General features: G+C 64.0%; 10 protein-coding genes. 6 read left to right on the forward strand and 4 right to left on the reverse strand.

Annotated features, from left to right (window positions below; all coding sequences use genetic code 11):
• Nucleotides 1-23: 23 nt before the first annotated feature.
• Together IRI77_RS17960 and IRI77_RS17965 are read left to right on the forward strand one after the other, a co-directional pair.
• Nucleotides 24-389: a PadR family transcriptional regulator gene (locus IRI77_RS17960; RefSeq protein WP_194453404.1), complete on the forward strand. Its 366-nt coding sequence runs from the start codon at nt 24-26 to the stop codon at nt 387-389.
• A complete protein-coding gene (locus IRI77_RS17965) occupies nt 389-2,977 on the forward strand; it encodes an ABC transporter permease (RefSeq protein WP_194453405.1) in 2,589 nt (862 codons plus the stop codon). The genes IRI77_RS17960 and IRI77_RS17965 overlap by 1 nt, the downstream gene beginning before the upstream one ends.
• 3 nt (nt 2,978-2,980) lie before the next feature.
• On the opposite strand, the gene IRI77_RS17970 is transcribed toward IRI77_RS17965, so the two are convergent.
• From IRI77_RS17970 to IRI77_RS17980, 3 genes are all read right to left on the reverse strand, one after another.
• Complete coding sequence (locus IRI77_RS17970) at nt 2,981-4,393, reverse strand: nitrilase-related carbon-nitrogen hydrolase (protein WP_194453406.1); 1,413 nt, start codon at nt 4,391-4,393, stop codon at nt 2,981-2,983.
• Nucleotides 4,387-4,989 (reverse strand): TetR/AcrR family transcriptional regulator, encoded by a 603-nt coding sequence (locus IRI77_RS17975; protein WP_194453407.1) that lies wholly within the window; start codon nt 4,987-4,989, stop codon nt 4,387-4,389. The genes IRI77_RS17970 and IRI77_RS17975 overlap by 7 nt, the downstream gene beginning before the upstream one ends.
• Before the next feature lie 62 nt (nt 4,990-5,051).
• On the reverse strand, nt 5,052-6,173 hold the full coding sequence (locus tag IRI77_RS17980; protein ID WP_194453408.1) for a peptidylprolyl isomerase: 1,122 nt from the start codon (nt 6,171-6,173) through the stop codon (nt 5,052-5,054).
• Nucleotides 6,174-6,224: 51 nt separating this feature from the next.
• On the opposite strand from IRI77_RS17980, the gene IRI77_RS17985 reads away from it, so the two are divergent.
• Nucleotides 6,225-9,467 (forward strand): HEAT repeat domain-containing protein, encoded by a 3,243-nt coding sequence (locus tag IRI77_RS17985; protein ID WP_194453409.1) that lies wholly within the window; start codon nt 6,225-6,227, stop codon nt 9,465-9,467.
• A gap of 45 nt (nt 9,468-9,512) precedes the next feature.
• Here the strand turns inward: IRI77_RS17985 and IRI77_RS17990 are convergent, their stop codons facing one another.
• Nucleotides 9,513-13,292, reverse strand: a complete 3,780-nt coding sequence (locus IRI77_RS17990; protein ID WP_194453410.1) for a carboxypeptidase-like regulatory domain-containing protein — start codon at nt 13,290-13,292, stop codon at nt 9,513-9,515.
• Nucleotides 13,293-13,455: 163 nt separating this feature from the next.
• Here IRI77_RS17990 and IRI77_RS17995 point away from each other — a divergent pair, with 163 nt between their 5' ends.
• The 3 genes from IRI77_RS17995 (at nt 13,456) to IRI77_RS18005 (ending at nt 17,864) form a co-directional block, all read left to right on the forward strand.
• A complete protein-coding gene (locus IRI77_RS17995) occupies nt 13,456-14,787 on the forward strand; it encodes a hypothetical protein (protein WP_194453411.1) in 1,332 nt (443 codons plus the stop codon).
• 81 nt (nt 14,788-14,868) lie between these two features.
• Entirely contained in the window at nt 14,869-15,198 is a 330-nt protein-coding gene (locus tag IRI77_RS18000) for a PadR family transcriptional regulator (protein ID WP_194453412.1), read from the forward strand.
• 2 nt (nt 15,199-15,200) lie between these two features.
• The gene (locus tag IRI77_RS18005; protein ID WP_194453413.1) at nt 15,201-17,864 is read left to right on the forward strand and encodes an ABC transporter permease; all 2,664 of its coding nucleotides are present in this window, start codon (nt 15,201-15,203) and stop codon (nt 17,862-17,864) included.
• The last annotated feature ends 11 nt before the right edge of the window (nt 17,865-17,875 follow it).

Below are 17,875 nucleotides of genomic sequence, written 5' to 3' on the forward strand. Positions count from 1 at the left end.
CCAGTGTGGATATACTGGAGACGATGCTGCGCAGCCAAGACAGTGACCCGAATTCCCTGCTCCCCTTGCCGGAAGCGACCTTCCACATCCTGATGGCGGTGGCGGGGGAAGACCGTCACGGGTACGCCATTATTCAGGATGTGGCGGCCCGCACGGACGGGTCCCTGAAGCTGAGCCCGGGTACGTTGTATCGGTCGATTCAGAGGATGCTGGAACAGGGCCTGCTGGAAGAGACCAATGAACGGCCTGCTCCGGACCAGGATGACGAGCGCCGGCGCTACTACCGGATCACTGAATTCGGACGGGAGACGGCCAAGGCCGAGACCCGGCGGCTGACGAACCTGGTGCGTTTGGCAAAGGCCAGCGGCCTGGCTCCCGGGAGGGCGTGATGCGGCTGTACAGTGCATTGCTGCGGCTGTACCCGAAGTCCTTCCGGCTCGAGTATGGGGCGGAGATGCGTGCCGTGTTTGCGGCGCGTCGTCGAGACGCAGGCTCGCTGCTGGGGGTAGCGGCATTGTGGCTGGAGACAATCCCCGACGTACTGATGAGCGCGGCGGGCACGCATTGGGATATTGCGCGGCAGGACCTGCGCTATGCGGCCCGGACGCTGCGGCGGGCGCCGGGCTTCACCCTGACAGCGGTGCTGGTGTCGGCGCTCGGGATCGGCGCCACGACGGCTGCATTCACCCTGATGGATCATGTGCTGCTGCGGCCGCTGCCCTTCCCCGACCAGGACCGACTGGTGAAGCTGTGGGAGAACCACACCATCAACGGCAACTTCTGGGACATTGCTCCGGCCAACTATCGTGACTGGAAGCAAGCGAGCAAGTCCTTCGAGAGCATGGGCGCCTACCGGGCGCAGGCGGTGGACCTGGTGGGACAAGGCGAGCCTATCCGGTTGGAAGGCGCTTCGGTGACGTGGGAGGTGTTCCCCCTGCTCGGCGTGCAGCCCCTGATGGGGCGGTTCTTCCAGCAGAGCGACGACACTACTGGCGCGTTGGGTACGGTGGTGCTGAGCCATGCGCTCTGGCAAGGGCAGTTCGGCGGTGACGCCGGCGTGATCGGGCGGAAGGTCTCGCTGGACGGAGCACCATACACGGTGATCGGAGTCATGCCGCGCGGCTTCTATCTGCCAGCCCGCGACGCGCTGTTCTGGACCGCAATGCGCTTTGAGCCGGAAGACTTCCAAGACCGGGAGAATACCTATGTTTACGGATTGGCCAAGCTCAGGCCCAGTGTCAGCGTGCGGCAGGCGCAGGTGGAGCTGTCGGGCATCAGTGGACAGTTGGCGCGTGAGTATCCAAAACAGTTGGCGAACATCGGCGCGAAGGTGCTGCCGATGCGGGACCAGGTGTCCGACCGTTCCGTGATGATGTTGCGGACGCTGCTGGGCGCAGCTTTCTGCGTGCTGCTGGTGGCGTGCACCAACCTCGCCAATCTGCTGATCGCACGGTCGATGGGCCGCCGGAAGGAACTAGCGGTACGGACGGCCATGGGCGCGGGCCGCGAACGGCTGGTACGGCAGATGCTGACTGAGAGCTTGCTGCTTTCACTGGCGGGCGGCGGCTTGGGTGTATTGTTCGGAATCACGGCCCTGCCGCTGCTGTCGCGGCTGGTGCCCAATTCGCTGCCGATCGCGGAAGTGCCGAGTGTCGATCTACGGGTGCTGGGCGTTGCCGCCCTGCTGACGCTGCTCACCGGCCTTGCGTTCGGCCTTGCGCCGGCGCTGCGGCTGAGCCGGCGCGAAGACTCGAACGATCTGCGCGAAGGAAGCCGGTCCGGCGTAGGAGGCCGCAAGGAGCGACTGCGGTCCACCCTGGTGGTGGTGGAGGTGGCGGGGTCCATTGTGCTGCTGGTTTCGTCCGGCCTGCTGATGCGGGCTCTCTGGCGCGTGCAGGCAACGGATCCGGGCTTTCGTGCGGAGAACGTGCTCACTCTGCGTACCGCGCTGCCGATGCCGAGGTATCGAAGCCGGGCGGCACGGGAGGAGTTCTACACGCGGGTTCTGGGTGCGGTGCGGCAGACGCCCGGCGTGACCGGGGCGGCGTATACCAGCTTCCTGCCGATTGTGCTGCGTGGCGGAGTCTGGCCCGTGGAGATTGCCGGGCGCCTGCAGGACGGAGCCAACCGGTTGAACGCCAGCCTGCGGTTTGTCACACCGGGCTTCTTCTCGGCCATGCAGATTCCGCTGCGCCTGGGCCGGGATGTTTCGGAGCAGGACCGCTTCGACAGGCCCTTCGTGGCGGTGGTGAGCGCCTCGTTCGTGCGCCGCTATTTCGCGGGTGAGAATCCGATCGGCCGGCACTTCCAGTTCGGAAACCACGACAGGGAGATCGTCGGCGTGGTGGGGGATGTGCGGGTGCGCGGGCTGGAGCAGGAGAGCGAACCGCAGGTTTACCTCTCGTACTACCAGCATGACCAGGTGTCCACCTGGTATGCGCCCAAAGACCTGGTGGTGCGCTCGACCCTGCCGACGGAGGCGCTGGCGAACACGCTGCGGCGCATCATCCGTGAGGTGAATCCGGAACAGTCGGTCTCGGACGTGCAGACCTTGACCGAGGTGGTGGAGACGCAGACATCGTCACGCGCCGTCCAATTGCGGGTACTGGGGGCATTTGCGCTGGTTTCGTTCCTGCTCGCGGCGATCGGTATCCACGGACTGCTGGCTTTCAACGTCTCGAGCAGGATGCAGGAAATTGGCGTCCGCATGGCGTTGGGGGCGCGGTCCAGTGATATCGGCCGGATGATCCTGAGGCAAGGCGCCGAACTGGCCGCCGTTGGCGTTGTGTTCGGCGTGTCGCTGGCCTATGGCGCGGGCCTGCTGCTGCGGTCGCTGCTGTCGGGGGTGGAACCGGGCGACGGACCCACGATGCTGGCCGCGGTGGGGCTGGCCGCGCTGATGACGATAGGGTCTGGCGCGATTCCGGCATGGCGGGCTGCCCGGGTGGATCCGACGATGGCGATCCGGGCGGAGTAGACGCTACGGCGCACTCCGCCGGCGCAGGCCAGAGGCGAGGCTGGCAACCAGGAGCACGGCGAGCACCCCGATGAACCAATCGCCCCAGCGCGTGTAGAGCGTGGGTTGGGCCTGCAGGCCAACAGGGGCCAGCAGCGTGGAGAACGGGGCCGCATTGCTGTGGCGTTCCGTGCGCACACGGCCACGGGTGTCGAGCAGCGTCATGCGGCCCTGCTTCGCCAGGCGCGCGATGTGGAAGCCATTCTCGACACCGCGCATGAAGGCCATGCGGCTATGGAGCCAGTCGTCGACGACGAAGTCCCAGGCGGGCACAAGGAGCAGGCCGACGCCCTCGCGGCCATAGCGCCGGGCCAGCGGGACGAAGTCCATGTCGCGGCAGATCTCGATTCCGAGGGTGGAGCGGGGATCGCGCAGGATGGCCATTTCAGTACCGGGACGGGTTCGATCCTCCAGAACGGGCACGAGGTGATGCTTCCAGTAAGTGGCCTCCAGGCGGCCCGTGGCGTCATAGAGACGGGCTTCGTTGCGGCGGCCTTCGGGTAGCGGATGAATGATAGGCACCAGGATGCGGGCGTTGGCGGCGCGGGCTGCCTGGCCGAAGAGCTGGTCCAGCTCTTCGATGTGATCCGGCGTGACCACGGCGGCCATCTCCGGCAGCAGGATGATGCGAGCGCCGCGGCGGCCCAGCTTCACGGCCTCTTCGGCGTACTGCCTCAACAGGCGGCTGGCCTCACCGGGCTTCTCCGGGAGCAGGTTCTCTTTGAGATCCGAGACCACCATGCCGACCACGACGGTGGGGTCGTCGTCGCTATCCCCGCCCAGGCGGGCGATGCCGAAGCCAAAGACCGCGACCAGCACCGCGGCTGTCACGGCCAGGAGAGCCCGATTCGCGCGCGTGGTGACGGCTGCCGCTGCCGACGCGGGGATGAACATGACGATGAACGTGATGCCGGACATCCCGGTGACGGATGCGAGTTGCAGCAGGGGCAGGCAGTCCATTTGCGTGTAGGCGAGGTCGCCGTAGCTGCCGCCCGAGTACTCGATCAGGTATTGGCATAGGGTCCAGAAGCTGGCGAATGCTGCTGCCGCGGCCAGCGCATGTCCACGCAGGAGCAGAAACCGATAGAGCAACACAGCAAGCCCAAAGAGAGCGGCCGGCGCTGTTACGGCCAGGGTGATGATCGGGTACGGGATCTGTACGATGCGGTAGTAGCTCACCAGGTTGAGGTGCCCGATGGCCCAGGCCAGAAACGCGGCGCCCAGAAGTGGCAGGGCTTTCAGCCGCTGGGCCAGCAGCAGCACCGGAAGGGGCGCCAGCCACATCAGCCACCACACAGGGTGCAAGGAGTCGGCGAAGAAAATGGCGGCAGCCGAGAGGGCCACCGCGGAGAGGGCGGCGACAGCAGGTTTCAACACGGTGCGCCTTCCTGGGCTCGAAGCCCGTCCAGCATTCGTTTCAGGGCGCGATGTACCAGTTCGCGAAACTGTGGTTCGTCCAGGTGGAAGCGTCCGGCCCGGTAGAGGGTAATGTAGCCGTGGGCGAGCGACCAGAGTTGGAGGGCGACTTCCCAGGGATCGTCCTGCATCAGCTGGCCCTCGGCCATGGCCCTGCTGACGAGGTCGGCGATGGGCGTCAGGGTGGGAGACTGGCGGGCGCGGAAGTCGTCAGGGAAACGGCGGGCGCCTTCGCGAGGTTTGCAGAAGACGTGATCGAAGACGCGGGCGCGGGTGAAGGCGTAGTCGAGGTAGCCATCCATGCAGTGCAGGATCTGTGTCCGGAGCGAACCACGGTGGCCGCGCGCGTGGATGAAGTCGAGGAGTTTGTCGAACTCCGAATCGGTGATCTGGCGGAGCAGCGTTTCGCGGGAGTCGAAGTGGTGATAGATCGCCATGGGGGTAATGCCCACGGCGGAGGCCACTTTGCGCATGGTGACGGCATCGGGGCCGTCGTTCTCCAGGAGCTCGAGCGCTACGGATGAGATGCGCGCCTTCAGGTCAGACGGTACAGGCACCTATACAGCGTATAGCGATTCCTATACGCTGTATAGTAAATTCTTCCACTGCGAGGAAAGAATCAGAGCGGGTCGACCACAGCCTCGATGATGCGGAGGCTGCGTTTCGGCGTTTCTCCGTCCAGCTCTTCCTTCTCGAACGCGTCGAGTACGTCCAGCCCCTCGATGACGCGGCCGAAGATGGTGTACTTGCCGTCGAGGTGCGGAGCCGGGGCGAGCATCAGGAAGAACGACGTGGTGGCGGAGTCGGGATCGTCGGTGCGGGCCATGGAGAGGATGCCGCGCTCGTGTTTCAGGTCCTGGCGAAACTCGCCCTTGACGGGCCGGACCCAGCGGTCGGCCGGATGCGTCGGGTTTGGTTCGCGCTTGTCGCCCATGCCGCCCTGCGCCACGAAGCCTTTGATGACGCGGTGGAAGGCGGTTCCGTTGTACCAGCCGGTATCGACCAGCTTGAGGAAGTTGCGCACATGGTTGGGCGCCCAGTCTGGCTCCAGCTTGATCTTCATGGTGCCGAGGGTGGTCTTCATGGTCACGGTGCGGCGGAGCTGCTCGACGGTGGCGTCCACAAACGGCTCAGTCTTCTTCTTCTCGATGGTGACCTTCAGGATGCGGACGGGCTCGACGGCGATGCCGCTGCCGTCCACTTTCGACTGTGAGATCTTTTCGACGACATCCATGCCCTCGGTGACGCGGCCAAAGGTGGAGTACTGCCCGTCGAGCGGCGGCTGCGCCTGGACGCAGATGAAGAACTGGCTGCCGTCGCTGTTCTTCTGGTTCGGGATGCGGACGGTGGAGACGGTGCCGCGCTCGTGCTTCATGTCGCTGAACTCGTCGGCCTGCAGTTTGAGGCCGCCGGTGCCCCACAGGGCGCGCGCGCTCTTGGGGTCCTTGAGTAGCGGATCGCCGCCCTGGATGATGCCGTAGGAGATGGTGCGGTGGAAGGCTCCGCCATCGTAATAGCCCTGGCGGGCCCACTTCAGGAAGTTCTCGACGTGCTTGGGCGCCTTGTCGGGCGCGAACTCAAAGCGGATCGTCCCGGCGCTGGTCGAGATGACCGCCTCCAGATCGGCCGCGTTGGATTGGGCGGCGGCCATGAAGGGGACGAGGGCAAAGATGGGGAGAAGAACAAGGCGGCTGGAACACATCTCAAGATCATCGTAGCCCCAGAGGGGCCGTCCGGTCATCCGGGCGTCCCCCACGAGCGGCGCTCGCTGCAATATCGTAGAGGGAAGCCGATGACGCATCATTTCTGGGAACGCCTGCTATTCGCCTGCCTTGCCGCAGGTCTGGGCCTGCAAGGGCAACCGGCCTCGCTGCCGGTAGTGCAGAGCCGCACGGGTCCGATCCGAACGGAAACGGTGACACTGTCGGAACTCACTCCGGCCAGCCAGTACAGCCTGCTCTATTCGGTGGCCTCGTTGAGCGGGTTGGGGCCGGACGCGCGGCTGACCGTGCAGGTGACCCAGGGCGATTCCGTGTTGGCGGAGAAAGTCCTGCATGCGGGCGACGCCGATTTCTACACGCAGTTCCGGGTGCCGAGGGCGGGCAAGGCGGAAGTGCGTGTCTCGAACTCGGGGGCGTCGGGCCAGTTCCGATTGACCGTCAACCGCTGGCCGCTGAGCGACTCAGTGCGACGTGGACCCAGCCACCGCTGGCAGGACGCGATGGAGATGACGCTGGGCAAGACGGTGTTCGCTTCCGGCGACGATGCGCCGTACATCCCGCTGCCGGGCACGCCACGAACAGCCATTGTCGAGGATCCGGCGCGCACGGACTGGTATCAGTTCCATTTCGCAGGCTCGGCTCCCAAACTGGTGTTCTTTCAGATCGAACTGATGGAACGCGACCAGGTACCGGTGAACGTCGCGGTTTACCGGTTGGTTGGCGGAAAGCTGGAAGAGCACTTCCAGGGGGAGGATCCGGTCTCGCTGCCGCACGAAGTGCAGGCGCTGCCGGGCAACAAATTCATCCCTCGCATTCTGCGCGAGGCGGGCGAATATTACGTGGCCGTGCGGGCCGCGCATCCGGAGTACAAGCTGCGGACGCGGCTGTACGACCCGGCGCCGTACAAGGATCCGCAGGTGGCTGTGCGGACGGGCGTCGATTACATCCTGGCGGCAGGTGATTCATGGCATGCGAACACTCCGCGGCGCGGCGGGACGCTGGATCGCGTGAGCGCAGTGCATCAGGAGACTTCCCTGTGCGTGGCGTGCCACGCGACGCACTTCTCGCAGCGCGCGCAGTTGTATGCGACACGCAACGGGTATCCCGTGGTGCAGCGGCAACAACTGCAGTTCCTCTCGGAGCGGTTCTACAACAACCCGCGGCCCTTTTATGGATTCGAGCAGGAAGGCGCGGTGTGGGCGCGCATGATCTCAGCGCCCGCTAATGTACTCGGTCGCATGTCGCACCTGATGGACCTCTTCGAGGATCAGATCACCGGCGAGCGGCGCGAGAAGTTCCACCAGGGCATTGCGAAGTATCTGGACCTTTACTACGCCGGGCGCGACAAGCTGCCGGGCGACGAGACCAACGGCAACACTCCGCTGGTGAGCGCGCACGAAGTGGCGTGGTACGCCTGGACCGAGACCCACGACGGGCGGCTGCCGGAGATGGTGGCGCGCGGCGAGGTCAAGAACATGGTGGACCTCTGCTACCAGACGCTGGCGCTGGCCGAGATGGACAAGGTGCGGTATGAGCAGCAGATTGCCGGCAACGCCAAACGCATCCTCTCGCTGCAGCGTCCGGGCGGCCAGTGGGCGATGAACTTCCCCGCCGGGCAGCCCGAGGTGGAGTTCCAGACCGGCCATGCCTTATGGGCGTTGCACGCGGCGGGTATCCCGGCAGACCATCCGCAGGTGGCGAAGGCCATCGCTTATCTGCTGGGGCGGCAGCAGCCGTGGGGCGGCTGGTTGGATCCGCTGCAATCGTATGAAAACTTTCGCACGCCGTTTAGGGAATCCCAGATGGCGATCCTGGCGTTGAGCGCGTACTTCCCCCAGGCGAACCGGCCGAAGGGCTGGAATTCGCCGGTGATCCGCGCGCTGTCCAGTGATCCGGCGCAATTGCTGGCGCAGTTGGATGAGGTATGGGACAGGCCGTCCGCGGCTGTCCTGGCGGGCATCGAGGCGGCCACGAAGTCGAATGATGCGCTGATCAGGCAGGCGGCGGTGGAGGCATTGGGACGGCTGGGGCAAGCCGTGGATCCATCGCTGCTGGGGGATCCGAGCAAGATGGTTCAGCGAACAGCGGCCTGGACGATTCGACAGTCGTACCGGTCAAAGCCGGATGTCGCCGTGACGCCGGTGCTGACGGCGCTGGCCAGCAGGGATGACCGCATGCGATGGGGCGGCGTGCGTGTCTTCGCGGCGCACTTCTCGACGCTGGCCACCCGGGCTCCGTTGGCGGCCGCGCTGGAGAAGTTGATGAATGATCCAGTGCCGGTGATCCGCATGGATGCAGTGAAGGCGCTGTGGCAATTCTGGTTCTGGAATGCGGATCCTGGTGTGCGATCCGGGATCGAAGACGCCACGCTGCAGGCTCTGGGGCAACCGCAGCATCCATGGGTCGCACAAAACCTGCGGCACGCTGTGTACAACCTGGCCGATGAAAATATTCGCTATCTGTACAACAACTGGGTGCCGCTGCTGGGCCGGCCGGAGGATCGCGACCAGGCGATCCGCGGACGGCTGGCGGTGGAATCGCAACTGGCGGCCAAGTTCGCCACGTTGCTGGAGCAAGGATCCGAACCAGCGAAGGAGGAACTGTTGCGGGCGTTGACGGAGCAGCCGCTGCGGCGCGCGGATATCTATGACTTAAAGGCGGACCTCAGCATGCAGGCGCCGCTGGTGTACAACCGTATCGGCAATGACATTGAGCAGATCGCGTTCTTCGGTGACAGCGCCGAGAGGTTTGCGGCCGCCCTGAAGCCACTGCTCTCGTCGCGGGACGGCGAGATGCGAGCCATGGCGTCGCGCGCGGTGTACCTGGTGCGATCTACACGGTTTGGGGACGTGAACCGGTTGGCCGGCGAGACGGGCGAGCAGGTGAAGTTCGTCACCGCAAAGGTAGAGCAGATGCCGGAGGGAGCCGAAGTGGCGCGTGCGTTGAAGCCTCCGCCGGTGACCGTGGCGGCGAAGAGCACAGGACCCAGGCCGGCGGTGAAGGTCAAGTTGGATGAGGCGTATTTCCGCGGCTACGTGCAGCCGATTCTGGAGAAGCGCGGCAAGGACGGCTACGCCTGCGTCCACTGCCACGCGTCGCATGCGATCTTCGACGGCACCTATGGCACGGCGATGAAGGTGGTGGATCCGGGCCAGCCGGAGACCAGCCTGATCCTGATGAAGCCGACGTCTACATCAGAGTCTGAGGGTGTGGCCGGAGGCAACACGGTGGCTCATGGCGGCGGCATTCGCTGGGCGAAGGACTCGCCGGAGTACGTGACGATCCTGGAGTGGATCAAGGGCGCCAAGGAGTAAGCGAGAGCCCGGAGACTGCGGGGCCTCCAGGCTCTCGATGGATCATCAGAAGGTGAATCGCGCCACCAACTGCAGGTAACGCGGCGTGCGGCCGGCCTGGGTGATGTCGAGGGTCCCGAAGGTCGCGCTGGTCGATTGACCCAGCACGCCATTGGCAGGCAGCAGGTTCGCGGAGCCGAAGCCCTTGTCGATGCCCGAGTCAGCGAATTCCTTGCGGTTGAAGACGTTCACGGCTTGCGCCGAGAAGGACACGGCCATCCTTTCCCCAATTGCGAATCTGCGATCGAGGGACATGTTCCAGTTGTTGGTGCCCCAGCCGCGCAGGTTCGAGAAGAATCGCGGGGCGGTGCCGTACCAATAGAGGTCGTTCACGATTTGGGTGTTGCTGGAACCGGGCACAGGCACGGTGAGCGTGCGGCCGGAGAAGGCGTGCGGATTGAAGTAAAGGTAGCGGTTCTTCGGCACGACGATGGTGGTGCCGTCCGGTAGCGGGTAAGCGGTCTTGCCGTCGCCGTAGGCACGGTACTTTTCGGGGAGGATGGGATCACTCAGCAGGTCGGGCCGTCCAAAGCCGCTGCCGCCGGTGATGCCCAGGGGGAGGCCGGCAGAGAACGTCGTGAGGCCCGAGACCTTCCACCCGCCGAGAACCTGCGAGGCAATGGGCGTGTTCGTGAGAAACCGTTTGCCCTTGCCGAACGGCAGGTCGTAGACATAGTAAATGACGGCGCGGTGCGGGATGTCGCTGTTCGAGACGGAGCGCTCGAGCCCGAAGTTGTTCACGGTGAAGCCGCTGGATCCGCCGCCGTTGCCGGTGTTCCCGGAGTTCACTGAGATGGAGTTCCCGAAGTCGATGCTCTTCGACCAGACGTAATTGCCGCCGATTTCGAGCCCGTTCGAGAAGCTGCGGCGCAGCGACACCTGGAAGGCGTGATAGGTGGAACTGCCGAAGCGCTGCTGGAACTTGGTGACGGTGTTGTAGGCCGGGAAAGGCTTGGCCAGATTCAGCTTAGTGATGGTGGGTCCGCCAATGGTGGCGTTGCTGGCTGGGGCGAGGCCGTAGAAGGGATTGGCGACCAACGCATTGAGGGGATTCACGCCGGTGGCGATGTACTCGGCCCGGGCCGAGTTGAGGATCGCCTCCGGGATGGCGTTGGTGCCGTTCACGGGGAACTGCTGCACGATCATGCGTGTGCCCTTGGTCCCGACATAGGAGACCTGCAGGCTGGTGCCTTTACCGAGATCGCGTTCAATGGTGAAGTTCCACTGTTGGATGTAAGGCGTGCGCTGATGGCGGTCGAGCGCGGTGACGCTGTAGCCGAGATAGCCGGGATTGCTGGGATCCGCGCCCAGGATGGTGCCACCACCGCTGAATGAGTCATTGAATGGCCGGGCCAGGATGTCGAAGCCGCTGGCCGGCCGGATGTTCTGGAAGGCCGGATTGCCGAAACCGTCCGTGCCGAAGCCCTGCGCGCCGCTGCCGACGCCGGTGATCTGGTCGTAGCTGATGCCGTACGCGGAGCGAATGACGCTTTTGTCGTTGAGCCGCCAGGCGAAGCCGACGCGGGGCGCCCAGTTGCGATAGTCGGGATCAGTCTGCCCTCGCCCGTTGCCGTTGACGCCGGAGAACTCATACAGGCCGGGCGTGCCGGTGGCATTCGTAGCCTGGGTGTTGAACTGCGAGAGGCGATTGTAGCGCTCGCTGAGAGGGCCCTGGAATTCCCAGCGGAGCCCGAGGTTCACGGTGAGCTTGCGCGAGACCTTCCAATCGTTCTGGGTATAGCCGCCCAGGTAGACGTTCCGTAGAGCGAGTCGCGGATCGCCGGTAGTGAACTGTCCGCCGCCCACCTGGCCATTCAGGTTGCCAATGAGGAAGTCGGCCAGCACGAAGCCCTGCGCCTGGTTGTAAGCGAGAGTGGGGCAACCCGGGCCGCTGCAGGCCGTGGTGAAGTTGTTCGGGGAGAAGGCGAACGAGGGCACGAACGCCTGATAGAAGTTCGTGTAGAGCGGCCGGTATTCCCCACCGAACTTGAGGGTCCAGTTGCCGGCGATCTTGGTGTAGCTGCCGGTGAAGGCGTAGTTGCTGGAGTGGTTGTCGCGCAGCACGAAGTTGCCGATGCCGATCTGCTGATAGGCGCCGCCCATGGCGATGCGCGGGAACGCTCCGCTGGGGGCCACGCTGATCATCTGTTGGGAGAAGCCGAGGCCGGCGAGGTCGGCATTCAACCCGGAGGACGGCTGCAGCACCAGGTTGATGCGTGTGAGGTTGGCGCGCAGTTCCACGATGCTGGTGGGCGAGACGGTCCAGGTATGGCCGAGTGTGGCGGACCAGTTGTACTGACTGCCTGGAGCCTGATCGGTAGCCTGCGGGTCTGTGCTGCGGAACCGGTTGCGCGGCGTGTTCAGCGTCCAATCGGTGGTGTAGCGGAAGAAGGCGTGGTGCTGCGGCGTGAAGTAGTGGTCGAGCTTCACGATGATCTGGTCCAGCCGGTTGTAGGTGGAGTTGGAGTCGTAGTAGTTCAGCGTCCCGTCGGGGTTGAGGGGCGTGATGTTGGGCAGCGGGTAGAGGTTGATCAACTTCAGGGAAGTGGCGTTGAGCTGGCTGGCCGGGATCCGGTTCAGCACGCCGCCGCTCTGGAACTGCTGCCGCTCCAGGCGGACATTGCTGCCGACGGGGATCACGTTTGTCGTGGAGTCGAAGGGTGAGAACACGTTACGGTTGACCACCTCCAACAGTCCAGTAGAGGGGTTTCGGACCTGAACCATGCTCTGGCTGAAGTCGCCTTGGCGCTCCAGCGCGGTCGGCATGGTGAGGAAGGCGCTGGCATCCTCCGCTTCGCGCACGCCTTCATACGAATAGAAGAAGAAGGTCTTGTTGCGGCCATCGTATAACTTCGGGATGACCAGCGGTCCGGAAAACGTGCCGCCGAAGTCGTTCACATTGAACTTGCCCTTCTTGGCTCCGGTGGCGTTATTGCCGAAGCTGTTGGCGTTCAGCACGGGATTGCGGAAGTTCTCGTAGACTGAGCCGTGATACTGGTTCGTCCCTGACTTTGTACCGAAGCTGACCACGCCGCCCCCGGCGCGTCCGAACTCGGCGGAGTAGGCGTTGGTGATGACCTTGTAGTCGCCGATGGCGTCGATACTGGGCAGCACGGATGCCTCGTTGAAAGCGGGATTCGTGTTCGGCGCGCCGTCCAGCAGGATCTCGCTGGAGATGGGCCGGCTGCCGTTCACCGTGAAGTTGGAGAATTGCTTGCGCGAGTCGTCGCCGACCGCGAAATTCGTCACCGACTCGAAGCCTTGCCTGGGCACGACGCCAGGAGTGGTGACTACATAGTAGAGTGGGTTTCGCCCAATATTCGGCAGACTCTCGATGGCTTGCGTGCTCACGCTGGCGTTGAGATCGGAGGCGTCGGTCTGCAGTCGCTGAGCGCTGGCGACGACTTTGACCGACTCAGTGACTTCGCCCACGGTGAGCGTTACATCGATGCGGGCCTTGGAGTCGAGCGAGAGGGCGACGCCCGTCTCCTGATAGGTCTTGAATCCTTTGGCTGAGACTTCGACGTTATAGGAGCCCGTCGGAAGATTGGGCGCCGAATAGTCACCATTCGTATTCGTACTCGTGGATGTTTCGACGTTTGTTCCCTTATTTCGAATGCGGACACTCGCCCCTGGGATGGCAGACCCGCTCGGGTCACGGACGTTTCCAAGAATCGTGCCGGTGATTACCTGGGCGGCGGCAGGAAACACCAGGCTCAATCCCAGCAGGATCATGAGCATCCAAGGGCGGTACAACCGGTAGCGAGGGGTATCGACAGAGATCATGGGGACCAACCTCCTTTGTCAGTCTGGGGCGATTGTAGGAGCGGTCGGCGCAGGCAACCAGTTGTTGGACGGTACGAGCGGACGGTTTGCTGAAGGTCCGTTAACGTTACCAGCAGCAGTGTTATCATAACCGCGGGCACATATTGGCATTCAGGGATCCGGTATGAACGTCAATCCAGCTCTTATTACGGCTGAAGCGAAGCGCCTGGCGTTGTCGCGGGTACTGCAAAGCGATATCTTCGCGCGGGCGGATCAACTCAAAAGATTCCTATCGTACGTTTGCGAGATGGAAATCACCGGACATGCGGGGGAAATTACCGAGTATCGGATCGGCCTGGAGGCACTGGGAAAGTCGGAGGATTACTCGACAGCCGACGACACCTCGGTCCGCAATCGCGCTTACACTCTCAGGAAGAAGCTGGAGAAGTTTTACGAGGATGAGGATCCTGACGCCCCGCTGCGCATTGAGTTCGTCAAAGGGACCTACGTCCCGCGCTTTGTGGAACCCGGCAGCGCCTTACACGACCACGGCGACCACCTTCCCGCCGCAAGCAACGGTCACACGCCTCCGGTAACGCGGCCCTGGTATCGCCGGCTCGCCGTGCCCGTCCTCATGCTCGCCGTTGGCATCGTGGTGGGAGCGATCGCCGCCGAATGGACCGGGCGTTCGGCGTCTGCCACGGCCGGCAAGGTCGACCCCATCGTGAGAGAGGCGTGGGGGTCGTTTCTCCGGAATCGGGAACCAGTGATTATCTCGCTGGGGACGCCCGCGCAATTGACCCTGCTGCCCTTCAACATCAAGATGGAGTGGCAACCGGAACTCCCGGAGTTCGAAGCTCCGCCTCAACTCTTCCCCTGGTACGTCCGTCATCACCGGCTGTTCTCGGGCAAGAAGCTCTACATGACGCCGGATGTGAACTCCCCCCACTTCGGCGACGTGCTGGGCGCGACCACGGTCATCCGGATCCTGACCGCCGCCGGGACCCCTTACAAGTTGCTACCGGAGCGGGTGATTTCGACGGCCCTGCTGAACTCCAGGGATTCGATCCTTTTCGGTGTTCCTTACAAGAGCGAGGCCGTGTTGAAGCTGTTCGAGAAGACGCCCTTCCAGTTCACCTATCAATCGGAGATGCGAGACGTGGAGATCACATACCAAGCCGCTCCGGGCGCCGCGTTGAGGGTCTATTCGCCAAAGCGAGACGAACGCAACGACCGCGTGGAGAGCTACAGCCTGATCACCGTCATGCCGCGCGACCCGTCTGACGAGAAGGCGGGCCGGGTCATTGCATTCTCGGGGGATCCCAGCGCCGGCGCCGCGGCCGCCGCCGAGTTTTTCTCGTCGCCGCAGTACTTGTCCGACCTCAAACAGCGCTTCGCGGCCGCCGGCCACTCAACCTGGCCCGTCGCCTACCAGGTACTGGTGCGCTGCAAGATCGACGCCAACCTGCCGGCGTCGATGGCCTACGAAGCCCACGCCATCCTCAACATCAGGTGAGCGCGGACCGCCTGTTTACAGTGTCTGCACAGGCGACTTCTTGACTTCTACTCAGACATCTATATACTAAGCTTACTGAGTATGGCAAAGACTGATTCCCTGCAAGGGTCGCTCGACCTCATGGTCCTGAAGATCCTCTCCCGCCGGCCGAACCTGCATGGCTACGCGATCATGACCGCGATCAAAGAGATGTCGGACGAGGTCCTGCGCGTGGAGGAGGGCTCTCTCTACCCGGCCCTGCATCGCATGGAAGAGGCCGGTTGGATCAAGGCCTCCTGGATCACCAAGGACACAGGCCGGCGCGCCCGCATCTATGAGCTGACGACGACAGGCAAGAACCAGTTGTCTTCGGAAGAGGCTCGCTGGCAGGCCGTGACGGCGGCCGTAAATCAAGTGTTAAGGATGGCCTGACTATGTCCATCTGGTCGCGCATCGCCCATGCGTTTCGCCCTGGTTCGCTGGACCGGGAACTCGAGGAAGAACTGCAGTCGCACATCGACGAAGCGGTGGAGAGCGGCCGCGATCCGGAAGAGGCGCGGCGCGCATTCGGGCGCTTTCTGCAGACCCGGGAGCAGAGCCGCGACATTCGCGTCGCCACGTGGCTCGATTCGCTGCGGGCCGACGCGGTCTTCGGCTGGCGCCAGATTGTGAAGCGCAAGGTAACGTCGGGCGCGGCCATCCTGTCGCTCGCGTTGGCCATCGGCGCCTGCACCTCGGCCTTCCGGCTGGTCGACGCCATGCTGCTGCGGCCGCTTCCGGTGGCCGATCCGGGCAGTCTCTTTGTCCTGAGATACGAAGTACTGGACAATGACGACAAGAAGGACACAGCCGATTCCTTCGAATACCCGCTGTTCCGTCAGTTGCGCACCGCCGTGCGCGGCCAGGCCGAAGTGATGGCGATCTCCTATGCCAGCCAGGTGGATTTGACCTTCGGGAGCGATGAGGAGATGGAGAAGGCGTATCGCCAGTATGTCTCGGGCTGGACCTTTGAAACCCTAGGCCTGCGGCCGGAATTGGGGCGGTTGCTGGCTGCCAATGACGACACGAAGCCGGGCGGGCATCCCTATGCCGTGCTCTCGCACGACTTCTGGAAGCGACGCTTCGGCGGCGACCGCAATGTCATCGGGCGCACATTTCGCCAGGGCACCAGCACCTACGAGATCGTCGGTGTGCTGACGGCGGGCTTCACAGGGACAGAGACCGGAACCATGACTGACTTGTTCGTGCCTACGATGATGAACTCCAAGGCAATCGACAATCCCAACTGGGGCTGGTTCCGGACCTGGGTGCGGCTCAAGCCGGGGGTCGAGGGCGAGCAGGTAAGGCAGAAGCTGAGGGCCGCCATGCTGGCGTCGCGCCAGGAAAAGGCAAAAGCATGGAAATCGCCCGGCGCGAAGCACCGCACGGAGCAGTACCTCAACGCAGCGGTCTCGCTGGAATCCGCGGCGGCGGGCGTATCCGGCATGCAGCAGACTTACCGGCGATCGATGATCATCCTAGGCGTGCTGGTTGCCCTGGTGCTGCTGATCGCCTGCGCCAACGTGGCGAATCTCCTTACCGCCCAGGCCACGGCCCGGGCTCGAGAGATGGCGTTGCGCGTCTCCATCGGCGCGGGGCGCGCGCGGCTGCTGCAACTGGTCCTGATGGAGAGCGCGCTGCTGGCGATCATCGCATCAGCGCTGGGCGGTCTTTTCGCGGCTTGGTCGGCGCCCTTCGTGGTGAGCATGATCAATCCGCCCGACAACCCGGCGCGGCTGGTTCTGCCGGCCGACTGGCGGGTGCTCGGCTTCGCGGTGGCGCTCGCCCTGGCCGTGACGATCCTGTTCGGCCTGGCTCCGGCGCTGCGGGCCTCGTCGGTGAAACCGGCCAGCGCCTTGAAGGGCGGCGAGGATCCACACTCCAAGCGCAGGCTGATGCACGCACTGGTTGCGGCCCAGGTGGCCTTCTGCTTCCTGGTGCATTTTGTGGCGGGCATGTTTGTGTCATCCTTTGACCGCCTGGCCAACCAGCCGGTCGGCTTCCCCCCGGATCGCCTCGTCTTGCTGGACACGCAAGCCAAGAAGGACCTGCCCCAAGGGACCTGGGATCAGGCACTGGAGAAACTGCGCACAGTGGCCGGCGTGGAATCCGCCGCCCTGGCCACCTGGCCGCTGATGAGTGGCAACGCCTGGACATCGGGCGTCTGGGCGAACGGACACACCCCCGACCGGGAGCAGCCCGTCTATTTTCTCGGCGTCTCTCCGGGCTGGCTGGCGACCATGAAGATTCCGCTGCTGAGCGGCCGCGAGTTCCGGCTGAATGAAGCGAACCCAGATTTCGCGATCGTCAATGAAGCATTCGCGCGCCGCTACTTCGCCGGGCAGGATCCCGTTGGCCGGACACTGGAAACGTCCGGCGCCAAGGACAAGCGCTTCACCGCGCAGATTGTCGGACTGGTGCGTGACGCGCGCTACGGCGAACTGCGGGAAGCCATCCGGCCCACTGTCTATGTCCCGTTCAATTCGAAGGACGACAATGGCGTCGCGAAGGGCACAGACTGGGGCGCCTTCATCGTACGTACCAGTGCGAAGGACCCGCTGCAGCTTGCCAGCGTGCTGCGCCGCGAGGTCAGCAGTGGACGGCCCGAACTGCGCGTCAGCGATATCTCCACACAGGACGCGCTGATCCGCTCGAAGACCCTGCGGGAACGCATGCTGGCGACACTCTCCATGTTCTTCGCCGCGGTCGCCCTGCTGCTCGCCTCCGTGGGCCTGTATGGAGTGCTCGACTACTCCGTCATCCAAAGGCAGCGAGAGATCGGCATCCGGCTGGCACTCGGAGCCCGGTCGAACGACATCATGCGCCGCGTCACCACCGAGGTCTTCTCCATGCTGATCTTCGGCGCGTTCATCGGCTTGGCCCTGGGCATCGCCTCGGAACGCTATGTCGAGACGCTGCTCTTCCAGGTCAAGGCGCTGCAGCTTTCCGTGATGCTCTGGCCGGCTGTGACCATTCTTGGGGCCTCGGTGCTGGCCGCACTGCCGCCGGTATTCCGCGCGGTGCATATCGATCCGGCATCGATGCTGCGGTCTGAGTAGACGGCGCAATT

It is taken from the genome of Paludibaculum fermentans, assembly GCF_015277775.1.
Lineage (GTDB): Bacteria > Acidobacteriota > Terriglobia > Bryobacterales > Bryobacteraceae > Paludibaculum > Paludibaculum fermentans.

What these genes read in the sequence shown, in the direction of transcription:
- IRI77_RS17960 (WP_194453404.1), top strand. Translation starts at nt 24, where the DNA reads ATGCTGCGCAGCCAAGACAGTGACCCGAATTCCCTGCTCCCCTTGCCG.
- IRI77_RS17965 (WP_194453405.1), top strand. Translation starts at nt 389, where the DNA reads ATGCGGCTGTACAGTGCATTGCTGCGGCTGTACCCGAAGTCCTTCCGG.
- IRI77_RS17980 (WP_194453408.1), bottom strand. Translation starts at nt 6,173, where the DNA reads ATGACCGGACGGCCCCTCTGGGGCTACGATGATCTTGAGATGTGTTCC.
- IRI77_RS17985 (WP_194453409.1), top strand. Translation starts at nt 6,225, where the DNA reads ATGACGCATCATTTCTGGGAACGCCTGCTATTCGCCTGCCTTGCCGCA.
- IRI77_RS17990 (WP_194453410.1), bottom strand. Translation starts at nt 13,292, where the DNA reads ATGATCTCTGTCGATACCCCTCGCTACCGGTTGTACCGCCCTTGGATG.
- IRI77_RS17995 (WP_194453411.1), top strand. Translation starts at nt 13,456, where the DNA reads ATGAACGTCAATCCAGCTCTTATTACGGCTGAAGCGAAGCGCCTGGCG.
- IRI77_RS18000 (WP_194453412.1), top strand. Translation starts at nt 14,869, where the DNA reads ATGGCAAAGACTGATTCCCTGCAAGGGTCGCTCGACCTCATGGTCCTG.
- IRI77_RS18005 (WP_194453413.1), top strand. Translation starts at nt 15,201, where the DNA reads ATGTCCATCTGGTCGCGCATCGCCCATGCGTTTCGCCCTGGTTCGCTG.